The organism is Cognatiyoonia sp. IB215182 (assembly GCF_033963905.1).
In the GTDB taxonomy this organism is placed as follows: Bacteria; Pseudomonadota; Alphaproteobacteria; order Rhodobacterales; family Rhodobacteraceae; genus Yoonia.
Window position 1 is genome coordinate 41,060 of sequence record NZ_JAXBMB010000012.1, and the last position, 17,636, is coordinate 58,695.

The 17,636-nt window shown below is 57.8% G+C and carries 13 protein-coding genes; 9 read left to right on the forward strand and 4 right to left on the reverse strand.

Annotation, left to right across the window (positions count from 1 at the left end; translation table 11 throughout):
• Positions 1–11: 11 nt before the first annotated feature.
• The 3 genes from SLH47_RS21185 to SLH47_RS21195 all read right to left on the reverse strand — a co-directional run bounded on the left by SLH47_RS21185 (position 12) and on the right by SLH47_RS21195 (position 3,911).
• The gene (locus SLH47_RS21185) at positions 12–1,049 is read right to left on the reverse strand and encodes a rod shape-determining protein (protein WP_320242422.1); all 1,038 of its coding nucleotides are present in this window, start codon (positions 1,047–1,049) and stop codon (positions 12–14) included.
• A gap of 308 nt (positions 1,050–1,357) precedes the next feature.
• Positions 1,358–2,914, reverse strand: a complete 1,557-nt coding sequence (locus tag SLH47_RS21190; RefSeq protein ID WP_320242423.1) for a 2-isopropylmalate synthase — start codon at positions 2,912–2,914, stop codon at positions 1,358–1,360.
• Between the two features lie 235 nt (positions 2,915–3,149).
• Positions 3,150–3,911, reverse strand: a complete 762-nt coding sequence (locus tag SLH47_RS21195; RefSeq protein ID WP_320242424.1) for a hypothetical protein — start codon at positions 3,909–3,911, stop codon at positions 3,150–3,152.
• Positions 3,912–3,973: 62 nt separating this feature from the next.
• On the opposite strand from SLH47_RS21195, the gene SLH47_RS21200 reads away from it, so the two are divergent.
• Both SLH47_RS21200 and SLH47_RS21205 read left to right on the forward strand, forming a co-directional pair.
• Positions 3,974–4,636, forward strand: a complete 663-nt coding sequence (locus SLH47_RS21200) for an SDR family NAD(P)-dependent oxidoreductase (protein ID WP_320242425.1) — start codon at positions 3,974–3,976, stop codon at positions 4,634–4,636.
• A complete protein-coding gene (locus SLH47_RS21205) occupies positions 4,630–6,147 on the forward strand; it encodes a cryptochrome/photolyase family protein (RefSeq protein ID WP_320242504.1) in 1,518 nt (505 codons plus the stop codon). The genes SLH47_RS21200 and SLH47_RS21205 overlap by 7 nt, the downstream gene beginning before the upstream one ends.
• 412 nt (positions 6,148–6,559) lie before the next feature.
• Here the strand turns inward: SLH47_RS21205 and SLH47_RS21210 are convergent, their stop codons facing one another.
• The gene (locus SLH47_RS21210) at positions 6,560–6,697 is read right to left on the reverse strand and encodes a hypothetical protein (RefSeq protein ID WP_320242426.1); all 138 of its coding nucleotides are present in this window, start codon (positions 6,695–6,697) and stop codon (positions 6,560–6,562) included.
• Positions 6,698–7,170: 473 nt separating this feature from the next.
• On the opposite strand from SLH47_RS21210, the gene SLH47_RS21215 reads away from it, so the two are divergent.
• From SLH47_RS21215 to SLH47_RS21245, 7 genes are all read left to right on the forward strand, one after another.
• Positions 7,171–10,506 (forward strand): ATP-binding protein, encoded by a 3,336-nt coding sequence (locus tag SLH47_RS21215; RefSeq protein ID WP_320242427.1) that lies wholly within the window; start codon positions 7,171–7,173, stop codon positions 10,504–10,506.
• Positions 10,507–10,639: 133 nt separating this feature from the next.
• Positions 10,640–11,440, forward strand: a complete 801-nt coding sequence (locus SLH47_RS21220) for a UDP-2,3-diacylglucosamine diphosphatase (protein WP_320242428.1) — start codon at positions 10,640–10,642, stop codon at positions 11,438–11,440.
• Positions 11,441–11,455: 15 nt separating this feature from the next.
• The gene (locus SLH47_RS21225) at positions 11,456–12,682 is read left to right on the forward strand and encodes a DUF3419 family protein (RefSeq protein WP_320242429.1); all 1,227 of its coding nucleotides are present in this window, start codon (positions 11,456–11,458) and stop codon (positions 12,680–12,682) included.
• A 3-nt stretch (positions 12,683–12,685) separates the two neighbouring features.
• Positions 12,686–13,312: a class I SAM-dependent methyltransferase gene (locus tag SLH47_RS21230; RefSeq protein ID WP_320242430.1), complete on the forward strand. Its 627-nt coding sequence runs from the start codon at positions 12,686–12,688 to the stop codon at positions 13,310–13,312.
• A 585-nt stretch (positions 13,313–13,897) separates the two neighbouring features.
• Positions 13,898–14,470 (forward strand): response regulator transcription factor, encoded by a 573-nt coding sequence (locus tag SLH47_RS21235; protein ID WP_320242431.1) that lies wholly within the window; start codon positions 13,898–13,900, stop codon positions 14,468–14,470.
• A gap of 345 nt (positions 14,471–14,815) precedes the next feature.
• Positions 14,816–16,135, forward strand: a complete 1,320-nt coding sequence (locus SLH47_RS21240; protein WP_320242432.1) for a nucleotide sugar dehydrogenase — start codon at positions 14,816–14,818, stop codon at positions 16,133–16,135.
• Positions 16,136–16,143: 8 nt separating this feature from the next.
• Positions 16,144–17,610, forward strand: a complete 1,467-nt coding sequence (locus SLH47_RS21245) for a glycosyltransferase (RefSeq protein ID WP_320242433.1) — start codon at positions 16,144–16,146, stop codon at positions 17,608–17,610.
• Positions 17,611–17,636 lie beyond the last annotated feature (26 nt).

A 17,636-nucleotide genomic window follows, 5' to 3' on the forward strand; every position in this document is an offset into this window, starting at 1 on the left:
CTCGGGTCAGGTTAGCTGTCGTAGTCGATAACGTGCCGCAGCTGTTTTTCATACTCTAGCGCGCGGCCAGTGCCCAAGGCCACACAATTGAGCGACTCGTCCGCGACAGAGATCGCAAGGCCGGTTTGTTCGCGTAAAGCGAGGTCGAGCTGGCCAAGCAATGCACCGCCGCCTGTGAGCATCACGCCGCGGTCCACGATATCGGCGGCAAGGTCGGGCGGTGTGGCTTCGAGTGCTGTCATCACCGCCTCGCAGATGGATTGGACCGGTTCGGCGAGCGCCTCGGCCACCTGCGCCTGGCTGATTTCGGTTTCCTTGGGGACCCCGTTGAGCAGATCGCGGCCCCGGATATGCATCGATTGGCCGCGTCCGTCATCGGGCATGCGGGCGGTGCCGATGCTGGTCTTGATCCGCTCGGCGGTGCTTTCCCCGATCAGCAGGTTATGCTGGCGGCGCAGGTAGTTGATGATCGCCTCATCCATACGGTCACCACCGACGCGGACAGAACGGGCATAGACAATATCGCCCAGCGACAGAACCGCGACCTCGGTCGTTCCGCCGCCGATATCGACTACCATGTTGCCCGTCGGGTCGGTGATGGGCATGCCAGAGCCGATGGCCGCGGCAATCGGTTCTGCAATCAGGCCGGCGCGTCGCGCACCGGCGGACAGCACGGAGGTGCGGATCGCACGCTTTTCAACCGGGGTCGCTCCGTGCGGGACGCAGACGATGATCTTGGGTTTGGAGAAGGTGGAGCGGCGGTGCACCTTGCGGATGAAGTGCTTGATCATCTCTTCGGCGACGTCGAAGTCCGCGATGACCCCGTCGCGCATGGGCCGGATCGCCTCGATACTGCCCGGCGTGCGGCCCAGCATCAGCTTTGCGTCCTCGCCCACCGCCAACACTTTCTTCACGCCGTCCTTGACGTGATAGGCGACCACCGAAGGCTCTGACAAGATGACGCCGCGGCCTTTGACATAGACCAGCGTGTTCGCGGTGCCCAAATCAATCGCCATATCTGATGAAAACAATCCGCCGAAGCCTGCCATGCCCTTGCTCTTCCCAAGTCCCAGTCATTTTTGCCGCGCGGTCCCGTAAGCGCGGTGTTCAAAGGCTTATAAGGCGGGTTCACAGGGGAGAGAACCCCTTGCGAAAAAGAACCCGGCGGCAAGTCGCGACTTGTCTTTTTGCAATGCGTTTTTCGTCAATTTGGATGTTTGGAATGTACTGAACTGTCTTTTTCGAACATTGGCTGTGTTCTTTTGGTCATTTCAGCGGATATTGTCTCTGTGCGGGATACAAAAAGGCGGCCCGGTTGCCCGGACCGCCGATATGGAAACGACTCGGTTACTTTGCGTCAGGCGTCCTTGTAGCTGACGCCTTTTACATCATAGCCGGGTGCCGATTGTTCGCGCCGGACCAGAAGCCGGTTGAGCGCGTTGATATAGGCCTTTGCACTGGCGACAACTGTATCGGTGTCGGCGGATTGGCCGGTGGCGATGCGGCCCTCTTCCTCCATCCGGACGCTGACAGTCGCCTGCGCATCGGTGCCTTCGGTCACGGCCTGCACCTGATAAAGCTGCAGGCGGGCGCCGTGTTTGAAGATCGATTTGACCGCGTTGAATGTGGCGTCGACCGGGCCATCGCCGGTGGCGGAGGTTTCGACATCTTTGCCATCGACTTCCATCACCATGTCCGCCTTTTGCGGACCATCGGTGCCACAGACAACTCTCAAAGACTTCAGCTTCAGCCGGTCATCTTCGGTCTCGTTCTGGGTGACCAGCGCCATCAGGTCGTCGTCAAAGACTTCCTTTTTGCGGTCGGCGAGATCCTTGAAGCGGACGAAGACGTCGTTGAGTTGGTTGTCGGCCAGATCGAAGCCCAATTCTGACAGTTTCGCGCGCAAAGCCGCCCGGCCCGAATGCTTGCCCAGAGGCAGGGAGGTGCCGGAAAGGCCCACATCCTCCGGCTTCATCACCTCGAAGGTTTCGCGGTTCTTCAGCATCCCGTCCTGATGGATGCCGCTTTCATGAGCAAAGGCGTTCTTGCCGACGATGGCCTTGTTGAACTGCACCGGAAAGCCAGAGACGGTGGCGACCCGGCGCGAGATGTTCATGATCTTGCGGGTGTCTATGGCCGTGGTGTAGGGCATGATGTCCCCGCGGACTTTCAGGGCCATCACGACCTCTTCCAGGGCAGTGTTCCCCGCCCGTTCGCCCAGCCCGTTGATCGTGCATTCGATTTGGCGTGCGCCGCCTTCGACGGCGGCGAGGCTGTTGGCCGTCGCCATGCCAAGGTCATTGTGGCAATGGGTGGCGAAAATCACCTCAACTGCGCCGGGCACTTTTTCGATCAGCATGCGGATCAGGTCCGCGCTTTCCACAGGCGCAGTGTAGCCCACCGTATCGGGGATATTGATGGTGCTGGCCCCGGCCTTGATGGCGATTTCGACGACGCGGCAAAGGTAGTCTTCTTCCGTGCGCGTGGCATCCATCGGTGACCATTGCACGTTGTCGCAGAGGTTGCGGGCATGGGTCACGGTGTCATGGATACGCTCGGCCATTTCATCCATGTTCAGGTTGGGGATCGCGCGGTGCAGGGGCGAGGTGCCGATGAAGGTATGGATGCGCGGGGATTTGGCATGCTTCACAGCCTCCCAACAGCGGTCGATATCCTTGTAGTTGGCCCGCGCCAGCCCGCAGATCACCGCATTCCGGGCTTGGGCGGCAATTTCACTAACCGCTTTGAAATCCCCTTCGGAGGCGATGGGAAATCCAGCCTCGATGATATCGACGCCCATCTCATCGAGCAGTTCGGCAATCTCCAGCTTTTCGTCATGGGTCATCGTCGCGCCCGGGCTTTGCTCGCCATCGCGCAGGGTGGTGTCGAAGATCAACACTTTATCTTTGGTCATTTGTCTGGTCCTTATTTCTTAGCAAATTCCGGCGCTGAACCCCTCTGAGCGGTCGCGCCGAATGGCACGCTCAGAGGCTGCTAAGAAGTAGGATGTCGCGCAGAAGCGGGCCGGTTTGGCCAATGCATAGGATATGTGCGCGGTTCATCATGTTGCGCACTATACAAGCGTTTCGCCTGTTGGAAAGTCTGGAATGCCCCCGGCGGGAGTATTTTTGGCGAGATGATGGGCGCCTTTAGAACATCAGACAGTCGGGGCCGGGTGGCAGCGGGTCTGCACCAGCGGGCAGGGTCGGATTGTAGGTGAAGGACGCGATGCTCGCGCCGCCGTCGAAAGCGATGAAGAGCTCGTTTGAGCCGGGGCGCAGAGCGATGCCTTCGGGGTCGCGACCGTAAGGCAGCAGCGACGTGGTGCCGAGGAGCATGCCGTCGGCGTCGAACTCATAAAGACTGTTGGTGCCTTCCCAGTCATCCACGATCAGCAGATAGCCGGTGCGCGGATCATAGGCGATGCCCTGCGCCTCGGTCAGGGGCGGGGCGAGGTTGAGTGTGTTGATCTGGCGCTGCACGGTGCCATCAGGGTTCATCCATGTCATGCGTTCGGGGTCATCCTCGACCATGATGATGGTGCCGTCGCTGGTCACGGTCAGCCCTTCGGTATCGGCCCAGTTCATGGCGAGACGGAAGGGCTCAGCAAGCGGCGCGCCATCCTTGGTGATCCTTTGCAAGTTGCCCAAACCGTCGCCAACCAGCAGATTGTCATCTTCGATCGTGATCGCCTTGATCCGGGTGAGGTCGCTGGAGATGCGGCGGAGTTCGTCACCTTGCAGCGTGACGAGGATCACCTCGGGTCCTTCATTCGCGATCCAGAGGCCGCAGAAAGTCGGATCATAATCAAGGCTGGCCGGGCGGTTCAGGTCATAGCTGGTCTGGTAGGTCAGATCGAGCGCGGGGAGCGGCGTGGCGGTGAGGCTGAGGCAGGTGAGGGCGGTGCGCATGGGGCTCTCCTTGTTCCTTGGCAAGCTGGCGCTAGGTCGGAAGAAGTCAAAGGAGGGCGCATATGCGGGCATTGGTGATTGGGGCCAGTGGCGGGATCGGATCGGCTGTTTACCAGCAATTGCAAGAGGACGGCTGGGATGTGACGGGATTGTCGCGCTCGGTGGACGGGTTTGATGTTGGCAATGAGGCGTCCGTCGTGCGGGCGATGGAGCGGTTAGAAGGTCCCTTTGAACTGGTGTTCATTGCGGTGGGGATCCTGGCGCCTTTGTGGGGCGCGCCGGAGAAAACGATTGCGGCGCTCAAACATGACGACATGGCGCGGGTTTTCCAGGTGAACGCAATTGGCCCGGCGCTGATCATGTCTCGTCTGGCGGGTATGCTGCCCAAGGACAGGCGCTGCGTTGTCGCGACCCTCTCGGCGCGGGTGGGGTCGATTGGGGATAATCAGATTGGTGGGTGGTACTCCTATCGGGCCTCGAAGGCCGCGCTGAACCAGATCATGCATGGGGCGGCGATTGAGTTTGCGCGAAGCCATAAGCAATCGATCTGTGTGGCTTTGCATCCGGGCACAGTGGCGACGCAGTTTACCGCGAATTATGCCGGACGGCATAAGACAGTGGCGGCGGACGAGGCGGCGCGCAATTTGCTTGCGGTCATTCATGGGCTGACGCCTGCGCAGACCGGCGGCTTTTTTGACTATGCCGGACAGGAGATTGTCTGGTGAGGCTGGTTCTTGTTCTGGGGGACCAGCTTTCGGCGGGCCTGTCGGCCCTTCTCAAGACCGACAAGGCTAATGATGTTGTCGTGATGGCCGAAGTGATGGGGGAGGCGACCTACGTGCCGCATCACCCCAAGAAGATCGCGTTTACCCTTTCGGCGATGCGGAAATTTGCGGAAAGGCTGCGCGCGGATGGCTGGCAGGTGGCTTATACGCGGCTGGATGATACGGAGAATACCGGGTCCATCACCGGGGAGCTGATCCGACGCGCCGCCGAATATGATGCAGCGGGTGTGGTCTATACCGAACCGGGGGAGTGGCGGTTGATTGAGGCTTTGGCGGAGATGCCGCTGAAGACCCATTGCCTGCCAGACACGCGGTTCATTGCTTCACATCAGGAGTTTGATGACTGGGCTGCGGGACGCAAGCAATTGCGGATGGAGTATTTCTATCGCGAGGTGCGGCGGAAAACGGGGCTCTTGATGGATGGGGATCAGCCGGAAGGGGGCAAGTGGAATTACGACCACGAGAATCGCAAACCCGCCCCGGATGAGGTGCATTTTGAAGGGCCATTGCGGTTTGCGCCGGATGACGACGTGCTTGATCTGGTGGAGGCGCGATTTGGCGACAATTTCGGCACGTTGCGGCCCTTCTGGTTTGCAACCGATGCCGATCAGGCACAGCAACAGCTCACCCATTGGATCGAGGCGGGGCTGCCGAAATTCGGCGATTTTCAGGATGCGATGCTGAATGAGAACCGGTTTATCTATCATTCACTGATCAGCTTTTACCTGAATGCCGGTCTGCTCGACCCGCTGGATGTCTGCCAGCAGGTGGAGGCGGCCTATCGCGCGGGACTGGCACCCCTGAACGCCGTCGAAGGTTTCATCCGCCAGATCATCGGCTGGCGTGAATATATGCGCGGCATTTATTTCCGCGAGGGGCCGGGCTATGCGAGCCGCAATGCGCTGGGCCATGACCGCAGGCTGCCTGACCTCTATTGGGGTGGCGAGACGCCGATGAATTGCATGGCCAAGGCCATCTCGCAGACGCGGGATGAGGCCTATGCCCACCATATCCAGCGCCTGATGGTCACGGGCAATTTCGCGCTGCTCGCCGGGATTGATCCTGCGGAGGTGCATGAATGGTATCTGGCCGTCTATGCGGATGCCTATGAATGGGTGGAGGCGCCTAATGTGATCGGGATGAGTCAGTTTGCCGATGACGGGATCATCGCATCAAAGCCCTACATCTCATCCGGCAATTACATTCACAAGATGTCGGACTATTGCGGGTCCTGTGCCTATCGCGTGCAGGACAAGACTGGAGAAAAAGCCTGTCCCTTCAACTTGCTCTATTGGCATTTCCTTGACAGGCATCGCGACCGTTTTTCGGGTAATCCGCGGATGGGCAACATGTACCGTGTCTGGGAACGGATGAATGACACCCGGCGAGAGACGGTGTTGTCAGAGGCAGAAGGTTTCTTGGCCCGCATGGAGGACGGGGAAATTGTCTAATTATTGCGGCGCCGTTGCTGACGCGTTTGGTGTTTGATCGGGGCGGGTCACCGAACATGCGTCCAGGTTTGTCCAGCGAAAATCAGTTGCGATTTTAGCAAAAAGCCGATTGCTGTGGGGCACCTACAACACATTGTCTTATATAGGAAAGCCTGTTTGACCTAACTGAAAGTTCGTGTAACGGTTGCGCCAGGACAGTTTATTTTAGGGAACGTTATGGCAGACGATAAAGAGCAAAAAAGTCTTGAGATGCGTGTCGCGGATTTAGAGGACAAGCAAAAGGCTCTCAATATTAGCGAAGAGGATTTGGCGACCTTTAACAGGGTTGCGACGGCACTTGGGGCTTGCCAGTTGCCCGGTGCCTGTCAGTTGCCTGCTACTGCAGCTTGCCAGAGCCCGGGTGCTTGCCAGATTACGGCCGCGTGCCAAGCTGCCCCGGCATGTCAGATGCCTGCCGCCTGCCAGACAGTTCCGGCATGCCAATCACCTGCTGCGTGCCAGCTGCCAGGCGCCTGCCAATTGCCAGCGGCCTGTCAAGTGGCGCCTGCATGTCAGGTGCCAGGTGCCTGCCAGCTGCCAGTGACGGCGGCTTGTCAAGTTGCGGCTGCCTGCCAAAGCCCGGCTGCATGTCAGTTTACGGTTGCTGCCTGTCAGTTACCTGTGGCCGCATGTCAGGTCGCAGTGGCTGCTTGCCAATTGCCTGGCGCATGTCAGGTTGCGGGCGCTTGCCAGATGCCCGGCGCCTGTCAGTCGCCCGACGTGACTCCTGACAAGGATAGCGGCAAGGCTGAATAAGCTTGTAACTGAGCTGAACAAAACAATGGGCCATCGAAAGGTGGCCCATTTGCTTTGCATCAGCGTGAAAAAGAGTTCCATTAGGGGCACACTTCACGGTCAATATCGGTCGTTCTGCACCTTTGATCTTAAAGAATCGCGATGACGCTGGGTCAATCGTGCTAGTGTAAAGGACACTGGGTTTGGGAAATCTGCGTGAACCGCAGATGCGTTGGAGAATGTGCTGCTATGTCAGATATCGGCCTGTGGCTGGATCGTTTGGGTCTGGGAAAATACCAGGCCGCTTTTGACAAAGCGGAAATCGATTTCGAGACGCTGCCGGAGTTGCGCGAAGATGATCTGAAGGAACTTGGCCTGCCTCTGGGCCCGCGACGCAAGATTTGGGCAGCGTTGTCGCGGATGTCTTCTCAGAGCGTTGCTTCTCCAGTTGTGAGCAATCACGCAGGTTTTGCTGCAGCCCAGGCGGAGCGCCGGCATCTGACCGTCATGTTTGTTGATCTCGTGGGCTCCACCGAGATGGTCATGCGTATGGATGCGGAAGACATGCGCGGCATCATCACCGCGTACCAGAAAGCCGTGGCGAAGGTCGTTGATGATTTCAACGGATTTATCGCCACGTTATTGGGCGATGGCATGCTTTGCTACTTTGGATGGCCGCATGCTAGCGAAGACGACACGGATCGCGCGGTTCGGGCCGGACTTGCCGTGATCGAGGCAACAAGAAAGATCACCACGCCCGATGGGTCGCCGCTTGCATCGCGTGTCGGTGTTGCATCGGGTGTTGTTGTTGTCGGCGATCTAACCGGTGGCACAGCGCGTCAAGAGGCCGCGGTGGTGGGTGAAACACCCAATCTGGCGGCACGTTTGCAAGGTTTGGCAGCACCCAATCAATTAGTCGTGCCGGGTGAAGTCCTGCCCCTTTTGGGCAGCAACTTCGTACTCACCCCGCGGGGGCCACAAAAGCTAAAAGGTGTTGATCGTACTGTCGAAGCCTTTGTTGTCGAAGGCGAAACCTTTGCCGAAAGCCGGTTTTCTGCACGCCGATCTGGTGACATCATGCCAATCGTTGGCCGCAATCGCGAGATCGACATCGTGATTGACCGATGGGCCGAGGCAGTGGCCGGGCGGGGTCAGATGGTCATGCTGAGCGGCGAGGCAGGGATTGGGAAGTCGCGTGTTGTAAAGGCGATTGTGGATGTGGCAGCCCTCAATCATCACACTCGCATCTTCTACCAATGCTCACCTTATCACACTGACAGTGCGTTTTATCCTTTCATCCAGCAGATCACCCACGAGGCTGGTATTGTCGGAGGTGACTCCGCTGAGGATCGCCTGAACAAAATTGAGAAGCTCACCCGCGACGATGCCACACTGGCTGCGCCGATTGCAGTGCTTCTTGGCCTGGACGGCGCAACCCGTTTTGAAGTCCCCGAGCTGTCATCAACTGACCTGCGATCATCGCTTATGAATGCCTTGGTATCGTTCATTCGGAAGCGTGCGAAGGACAAACCACTTCTCTTGGTGTTCGAGGATCTGCATTGGGTTGATCCGACGTCTCTGGAAGTGCTTCACCTCATTCTTGATGGGGCAACCGACCAAAAGATCATGATCTTGGGTACGTCTCGCCCCACGTTTGAGCATAATTTTGCAACCGACACCCGGGTGACACAGCTCAAGCTGAATAGGCTTGCGCGGGACGGGATCTATGCAATGGTTGACAGGCTGACCGAAGGCAAAGCGCTGCCAGCGGATATCCTGGCGACCATTGCGCAACGCACGGATGGTGTGCCGCTCTTTGTTGAGGAACTGACAAAGACAATCCTTGAATCAAACGTTCTGGTCGAAAGCGGAGACCGCTATGTGCTGAACGGTGCGGTGAAAGACATTGCTATACCGGCCACGTTGCACGACAGCCTGACTGAAAGACTTGACCGGCTGCACGGCACCAAAGAAATTGCGCAAATCGCATCCTGCATCGGTCGCGAATTCAGCTATCAGCTGCTCGCGAAGGTATGTGATTGGCCAAGTGATGCACTCGAAACGGCGCTTGATGAATTGATTTCGGCGGAGTTGATCCAGCGCCACGGGACGTCGCAAGAGGCAACGTTTCTGTTCAAACATGCGCTTGTCCGTGATGCAGCCTACGAAAGCCTGCTGAAAGAGGTGCGGCGGAGTTTTCACCGCAAGATCCTTGATGCGCTGGAAACCGGAGCCGAGGCGGCGCCCGAACTTCTAGCTGCACATGCAGAGGCCGCGCAGTTGACAGAGCGGGCGATCGCCTTGTGGGAAGCGGCTGGGAATGCCGCAATCTCAAAACCCGCGTATCAAGAGGGCGAAACGCATCTGCGCCGCGCGATTGCGCTCAATACGCCAATGGTGGAGGCGGATGATCAGGATGCGATCGTGCGTGCGATCGCCCTGAAAGTGCAGCTCTTTGTTGCGCTGGCGCCGGGCAAAGGGCTTTGGGCTGATGAAGCGTTGCAGACCTTGGAAGAAGCGTTGGATCTGGCGAGTAAGGTGGGTGACACGCCCTTGCAGGGCGACATCATTTATGGCCTGCTGCTCAGCACCTACTTCCGCGGCAGTCTCCAAACAAGTATGGCGCGCGCGGCGGAACTGATTGAACTTGCGGATGCCTCGGGCGATGTGGCCCAGGCGCTCGTTGCGAAACGTCTGGCGGGTATTGTGCGGTTGAAGATGGGGCAATTTCAGGAGGCGCAGACCTATCTGGATGAGGCCGAAGCCTTGTGCGAGAGCGCAGCCAAGGAGAACCTGGCGGCAAGGTTCGGGCATGATCCGGTCATCGGGGTACAGATCTATCAAGCCTTCATTGCCACATTCCGGGGACAGACCCGCGTTTTCGACACCTATCGGCTCAAGGCAGAGCGTCGCGCCAAGGAGCTCGACCATCCAAATACGGATTGCACAATGCACGGCCTTCTTGTGGCCTGTGCACAGCTTGCCAACGACATCGCGGCCGAACGGCGCCACCTGACAATTCTGGAGCAACTGGTCGAAGAACATGACGTCACAGCGTCACGGATGTGGAACAATGCGAGCCGGGCTTTGTTGCAGATGGCGGACGGGGATCACGATGGTCTGGCCGCTTATCAAGAGGCGGACGCGCGGATGATCGCCGCAAATGTGAAACTGTTGGTGCCCGGAAACCGTGTTGTTGCCGCACGGCGGGCAATTGACCTCGGCCTGATGGATGAAGCCCGGGCGCTCATGCAATCTGCCGGGGCATTGATGAATGAGACGGGCGAAAAAAGCTGGCTGCCGGATATCTTTCGTTTGCGCGCCACATTCGCATGGGACACAGGCGATGATCAGAGCGCGGAAAAGTACCTTAAAAAGGCGATTGCCCTGTCGCAGGCCTCTGGTGGCGTCTTGTGGGAGTTGCGGGCCAGCATTGATCTTGCCCGCCTTTATCAGGAAACCGAGCGCGACGATCTCGTGATTTCGGCCATTCGTCCCGTCTTTGACAAGATCGGTGATGGCGATTGCCGACTTGAAATGGCAGCGGCCAAAGACCTGATGCTGGGGTTCATTTCAGCCAAATAATTCAGCATCTGCCTTCTTTGATGTCGCCAACCCCAAGATGATGTGGCCCATCGACCTGTGATTCACACCGCAGTCATCAGACTGTCACATGCTCGCAATACACGACGCCCAACCGAAATCGAGGGCAACGCGTATGCTGTACCGGACGTTGTTTTTGTCAGACATTCACCTTGGCACGCGGGGATGTCGCGCTGATCTGCTGGTGCCGTTCCTGCGCAGTCACGAGGCCAGCACGATCTATCTGGTCGGCGATATCTTTGACGGATGGGCCATCAGCCGGCGCGGCTGGCATTGGCCGCAGACCCACAACAATGTGGTGCAAACCCTGCTGGATAAAGCACGGCGCGGCACCCGTGTGGTGTTCATACCCGGCAACCACGACGAAATCATGCGCAACTACCTTGGCACGCATTTCGGCGGGATCGAGGTGATGCAGTCGGCGGATTTCAACGGGATCAACGGCAAGCGTTATCTGGTCACCCACGGTGATCAGTTTGATGCGGTTGTGATGAATGCCAAATGGCTCGCTTATTTCGGCGACGCCGCTTACGATTTTCTGCTGTGGTTGAACCCCAAGATTAACCGCCTGCGCTCGCTTTGGGGCGGGCGGTATTGGTCGCTTTCGAAATGGGCAAAGCAGCAGGTCAAAACGGCCGTGAACTTCATCGGCCAATATGAAGATGTCCTGGCAGATGAGGCGCGGCGTGGAGGCTACGACGGCGTCATCTGCGGCCATATCCACCACGCCAATATCCGTCAGATCAAGGATATCGCCTACATCAACACCGGCGACTGGGTCGAAAGCTGCACAGCCATCGTTGAGCATCCGACCGGCAAGATTGAGTTGATCGACTGGGAAGAGCGGGCGGCGGAAACGATACAACGCAGACCGAAGCGCAAGAAATCAAAAGAACTGGCCCAGCTTGATAGCTAGGCAGGAGATTTATAGATGACATCCATCCCCACGGTGACCGAACAACTGGGCGCTGCTGTCAACCAGAGCGGACGGTTGACGCGTGTCGGTCTGCTGGAACGCAGCTTTGCACGCCTTTTTCACGGGCTCGTCTATGCGCAAATCTGGGAGGATCCAGTGGTCGACATGCAGGCCCTGAAAATCCGCCCGACGGACCACATCGTCTGCATTGCATCGGGCGGCTGCAACATGCTGTCTTACCTGACCGCCAAGCCCGAAGCGATCACTGCCGTGGATCTCTCGCCAGCTCACGTGATGCTTAACAAGCTAAAGCTCGCTATCGTCCAGCATGTTCCCGATCATAGGGTGCTCTATGAAATGCTGGGAGAAGCGAACAAGCCCGGTAACGTCCAGACATTTGATCGCTATGTCGCACCCTATCTGGATAAAGAGACATTAGAATACTGGAACGCGTGGGGCATTACCGGTCCACGCAAGAAGATGTTGGCGCGGGGCCTCTACCGGCATGGCCTCTTGGGCCGGTTCATCGGTGCTGTGCACGTCATCACGCGCATTGCTCGGGTCGACTTTGCACCATTGCTGGCAGCAAAAACACTGGAAGAACAGCAGGCCTTTTACGAAAGCCAGATTGCCCCTGTTTATCAAAGTCGCTTGGTCCGGTTTCTGGCCAATCGGCGCGCTTCACTCTTCGGGCTTGGCATACCGCCTGCGCAATATGACAAACTGGCCGCCGATGCGGATGGTGATATTGTGGCAGTTCTGAATGAGCGGACGCGCAAGCTTTTTTGCGATTTCCCCATCAAGGACAATTACTTTGCCTGGCAGGCCGCCTATCGCGGCTATCAGCCTGCCGTGGGTGCTGCGGTTCCCCCGTATCTGGAGGCGCGGCATTTCGAGACCGTCCGCGCGCATGCCGGACGGGTCAAGGTGCTCAATCGGTCATTGACGGACATGCTCGCACAACAGCCAAGCGGATCGAAAGACTGCTATGTGTTGTTGGATGCGCAGGACTGGATGAATGATGAACAACTCAATGCGCTGTGGCGTGAAATCACGCGCACAGCGGCGTCCGGTGCCCGCGTGATTTTCCGCACGGGCGGGCGGGACGATATCCTGCCCGGGCGTGTAGACGAACGCGTACTGTCCCGCTGGGCCTATCAACCGGACGCCTCGGCGAAGGGCTTTGCGCAGGACCGGTCCGCCATCTATGGCGGTTTTCACCTTTATCACTTGAAAGGCTAGGCCATGACGGACACTCATGGCGCCTTGATGGATCAGGTCTATCGCCGCCAAAGGCTGGTCTACGATGCGACCCGCAAATACTACCTTTTGGGGCGGGATCATGCGTTACGGCAGTTACAGCCCGCCGAGAATGCTCATGTGCTTGAGATCGCCTGTGGCACGGGCCGCAACCTCGATCAGATCGATATGCGCTATCCGGAGCGGTCGCTTTACGGCCTTGATATCTCGTCAGAGATGCTGATCTCAGCCAATGCCAAGCTGGGCGACCGGGCAAAGCTGGCGCTGGGCGATGCATGCGATTTTGATCCTGCTGATCTTTTTGGACAGGCGACATTTGACCGGATCGTGATGTCTTACTGCGTCTCCATGATCCCCGCATGGCAGAACGCCATTGCCGAGGCGGTGACCCATCTGGCGCCAGACGGCGAATTGCACATTGTCGACTTTGGTGATCAGGCAGGAATGCCGCGATGGTTCGACCGGCGGTTGCGTGGTTGGCTGGCGCGGTTTCATGTGAAGCCGCGTGATGATTTGCCGGCTGCTCTCGGCTTGCTGCCAGAGGTTGAAACGCACCATCAGCCATTGTTGCGCGGCTACGCACAATACGCTCGAGTGAGTCGGATTTCGTAACTCCGATTCGCTAAGGCAACCGGATTCGGGGGCCGCTACCGATCAGCCACTGCCCAATTGTTGTGCGAATCGCTGCAGTTGCGCTGCTGTTGAGAACTGCAAAACCTTTCATCAATCCGCGCCAATTCGGCGGCAATCCGCGTTCCAATCGTAAAATCCATCGCCCAAGACCGAATTGTGGCAACGATGCTGACGTATGCGTCTACAATGCATTTCTGAGGGATTAATTGTTTTCAAAATGTCATCAAAGTAAAACGCGACAAGATCCTGAAAATACAACGTAACGTGGCACAAGTGGCGGTGAATCGCCGGTCAAAAAAATGAACCTTTGTGAAATACGGGTTCCAATTCATACCGTATTATCAATGGGATGAGAAACTTGTGGCAAGTGGAAGCTGATGGATAAGTGAACTGATTGATTGGGGGGAGGCTTCGCAACTGTGGTGGGAATTTGTGTTAAAGATGCCTTCAAATACAACGAATGTCGGATTATCGAACCCCAGCATTAGCGGGCGCAGATCATCCAAATATTTTGTTGTCATAGCCGACAGAAACCCTGTTCTGGGAGAAGTTCTGGCGAACCATTTGAGCACTGACAACAAACTCGAATGTGACTTTGTCGATGCAGATGACAATCTCTGTGCCGAGATTGCCCGCCTTGCGCCGGATGTCTTTGTGCTTGATCCGATGCATCTTAAATTGCGGCCAGAAAGTGACATTGGCGACTTTGTCAAGAAGGTGAGAGTGGCGCACCCTCCGACGAAGTTACTGGGCTACAGCTTTAAAGTGTCTTTGGCCATGATCCGCGCCACAATCGAGGCGGGATTTCACGGCTGCATCTCGAAGAATGCGCGCCTGCAAGAGGTAGAGGCGGCGCTGGCTGTCGTGCTGGCGGGCGGCATGTGCTTTGACAAAGAATTCGGCAGCCAATTGCGCCCCATGCTGGCCGAGAACAATACCGACGATCCGCTCAGCGAACGCGAGAAAGAGGTGCTGATCGGATTTGCCCGTGGGCAAAGCGCGAAACAGATCGCGCATGACCTGCAGATAAGCAGCAAGACAGTGGACACCTACAAGGCGCGCGCGACCCAGAAGCTTGACCTGGGCGACCGCGCGAAGCTGGTGAACTACGTGATGGCACAAGGCTGGCTCAGCTAGCCTCGCGCGATTCTACCTGCAGCGCGGCGCGTCAGCGATTCCTTTGCTGCGCCGCAGAAATTCTGTCCGTTTTCGCGGGCGGCTTAACCCATTTGACCCACGCCGATTTGCGGTGCTTGGGGTTTGAGTGTTGGAACATTCACACGCCTTGAAATCCGGTCGTTGACCCCACGTCGGCGGAAAAAAGGATTTATAAATCAGATATATAGCCGCAAGTTGACGTAAAGGTTAGGGAATCCCTACAATGTAAGGAATTTCCTGACTAACAAGAATTGCCGCACTGCCGCACCGTTTTCGCAATAGCAGCATTTGTCGCTGCGTGGACACGGATTGGGGTTTTGGAAAGTGGCAAAGATCAGCATTTTTGGCATTGGCTATGTCGGCGTCGTGGCGGCCGCGTGTTTGGCGAAGGACGGACATACGGTCATCGCGGTTGATATCGACCAGGGAAAAATCGACGCAATTAACAACGGCCTGTCTCCGATTGTTGAGAATGGTCTGGATACGCTTGTTGCAGAGGTGGTGGCCGCGGGCCGGCTGAGCGCGACCGACGATGTGCAATATGCAATCGACAACAGCGAAGCATCCTTTGTGTGTGTCGGGACGCCCAGCGCTCCAAATGGCGCGGTGGGTCTGAAATATGTTGAGGCGGTGTGCCAGAACATTGGTGCTGCCATCGCCAAGAAAGAGGCGTTTCACTCGGTCATCATCCGCTCGACAATCGTGCCGGGCAGCACAGAGGGTACGTGCATCCCGACGCTGGAGGCGGCATCCGGTAAAACCGCTGGCGTCGATTTCGGCGTGGGTTACTACCCGGAATTCCTGCGCGAGAGCACCGCGATTGAGGATTACTATGATCCCGGCCTGATCGTATTTGGCGCGTTGGAAGACAAGACAGCTGCGCTGCTGACCGACCTCAACAAGGACCTTGGTGCCGAGGTCCATGTGGTCAATGTGCGGACTGCCGAGATGGTGAAATACACCTCCAATACATGGCGGGCGGTGAAGGTCACCTTTGCCAATGAGATCGGCAACATCGCCAAGGCCTGCGGCCTCGACGGGCAGGCGGTAATGGACATCCTGTGTTCCGACGAGAAGGTGAATATCTCGCGCTACTTCATGCGGCCTGGCTTTGCCTTTGGCGGGTCTTGCCTGCCCAAGGATGTCCGCGCCTTGCGTCATCTGGCCGACGTCAAGGGCACGCCCGCGCCGATGCTGCAGGCGGTGCTGGAAGCGAACGAGAAGCAGATCGCCAAGGCCGAGGCAATGGTGGCGAGTTCCAAGGCCAAGAAGGTCGGCTTTGTCGGGATCAGTTTCAAGCCCGGCACGGACGATATGCGGGAGAGCCCGCTGGCCGAGCTTGCATCGCGCCTGATCAAGTCCGGCATTGGGGTCGAGATTTACGACCCCTTCGTGCACGAGGCTTATGCCAACGACAACTCCACTGCCGGGCGCGGCAATGATGTGGTCCCTGACCTCAAACATCGCCTTGTGCCGGAACTGCAGGCGCTGATTGACGGCTCTGACGCGATTGTCGTGGGTAACATGTACAAGGACACGATCGACGCGCTCGATGTCGCCTCCAAGTCCAAACCAATGGTCGACCTGACGCGGATCAACCGCAATCGGGTGACCGGCGGCGGATATGACGGGATCTGCTGGTAAGCCCCCCGATGCTGTCTCATCTTGCATATCTGTCGGTGATCGTCCTGCTGGCCTCTCTTGTCCCCCCAGGATTTCTGGGAGAGGTCCAGCAGGCGGTACTGGTCATCGGTGTGCTGGGCATGTGGCGCTATAGCTGGGCTGCGATCAACTTTACCCGCGCGGTGATTTTCCGGCGCTTCGCCTATCCAAGGCGCAAGAAGCGGGCACATGCGGCTTACGCAGCACAGCCGCAGCGGGCACATGCGTTTTTCCTGACGACATCTTACAAGATCGAGACTGAGGTCACGATACCGGTCTATCGCAGCATCTTTTTGGCCGCGTCGAAGTCCGAGAACGGCGCGACCATCGTATCATCCGTTGTCGATGGTGCGGATGCGCGCTTGATCCAGAAAATCTATGACACGATGCCGGTCAATATGGCGTCGGTGAAGCTGATCATCGACCGTATCCCCGGCACGGGCAAGCGCGATGCGCTGGCGAAATCCCTGAACCTGATTGCGCGCGAATGCCCGACGCCGCATGACATCATCGTCTTTGTCGATGGCGACAGCTGCGTACCCGAGGATATCGTGGCGCAATCCGCTCCGGTCTTTACCGACCGCAAGGTGGGTGCTCTGACGACAGACGAAAAGGTCGATATTCCGCAGCCCGGGCTTTTCCGCGACTGGTTTGAGCTGCGCTTTGACCAGCGGCAGGTCATGATGTGCTCTATGGGGCTCAGCAACCGGGTGCTGACGCTGACGGGCCGGATGTCGGTGTTCCGCGCGGACCTCGCCACGAACCCTGATTTCATCAACGCCGTGCAGCACGATTACATCGATCATTGGCGGCTGGGCCGGGTGAATTTCCTCACCGGCGACGATAAGTCCACCTGGTTTTGGCTGATGAAGAACGGCTACGAAATGGCCTATCTGCCGGATGTTGCCAGCTCGTCGATGGAGACGCAGCCGAAGCCCACCTTCGTCGGCAGTGCCGTGGCGCTGATGGTGCGGTGGTTCGGGAACATGCTGCGCACGAATGGCCGCGCGTTGGACCTGTCGCCGAAACAGATCGGCTTTTTCACCTGGTGGTCTATCCTGGATCAGCGCATGTCGATCTGGACGACGCTGGCTGGCCCGCTTTGTGTGCTGGCGGTTGCGGCGACTTTCGATGCGGCTGTGATCCCCGCCTATATCGCCTGGGTCATGCTGACCCGGTACATCTTTTGCACGGCGATTTGCCTCTTTCGCGGGCGGTCATTCCCGATCACCTATACGGGGCTTCTGTACTTCAGCCAGCTCTTTGGGGCGGCGGTCAAAAGCTATGTCCTGTTCCGGCTCGACCGGCAGAAATGGACCCGTCAGGCAAGTGGTGCCGGCGCAAGCACACCGCAACCGATTGGCGCGCGTCTGGTCGCCGCCAGTTCCTCTTACATGCATCTGTTGACCATGGGATGGCTGATGATCGGCGTCCTGTACCTCACTGGCGTGATGTGACGCCGATCAGCCGAGAAAGACGAGAC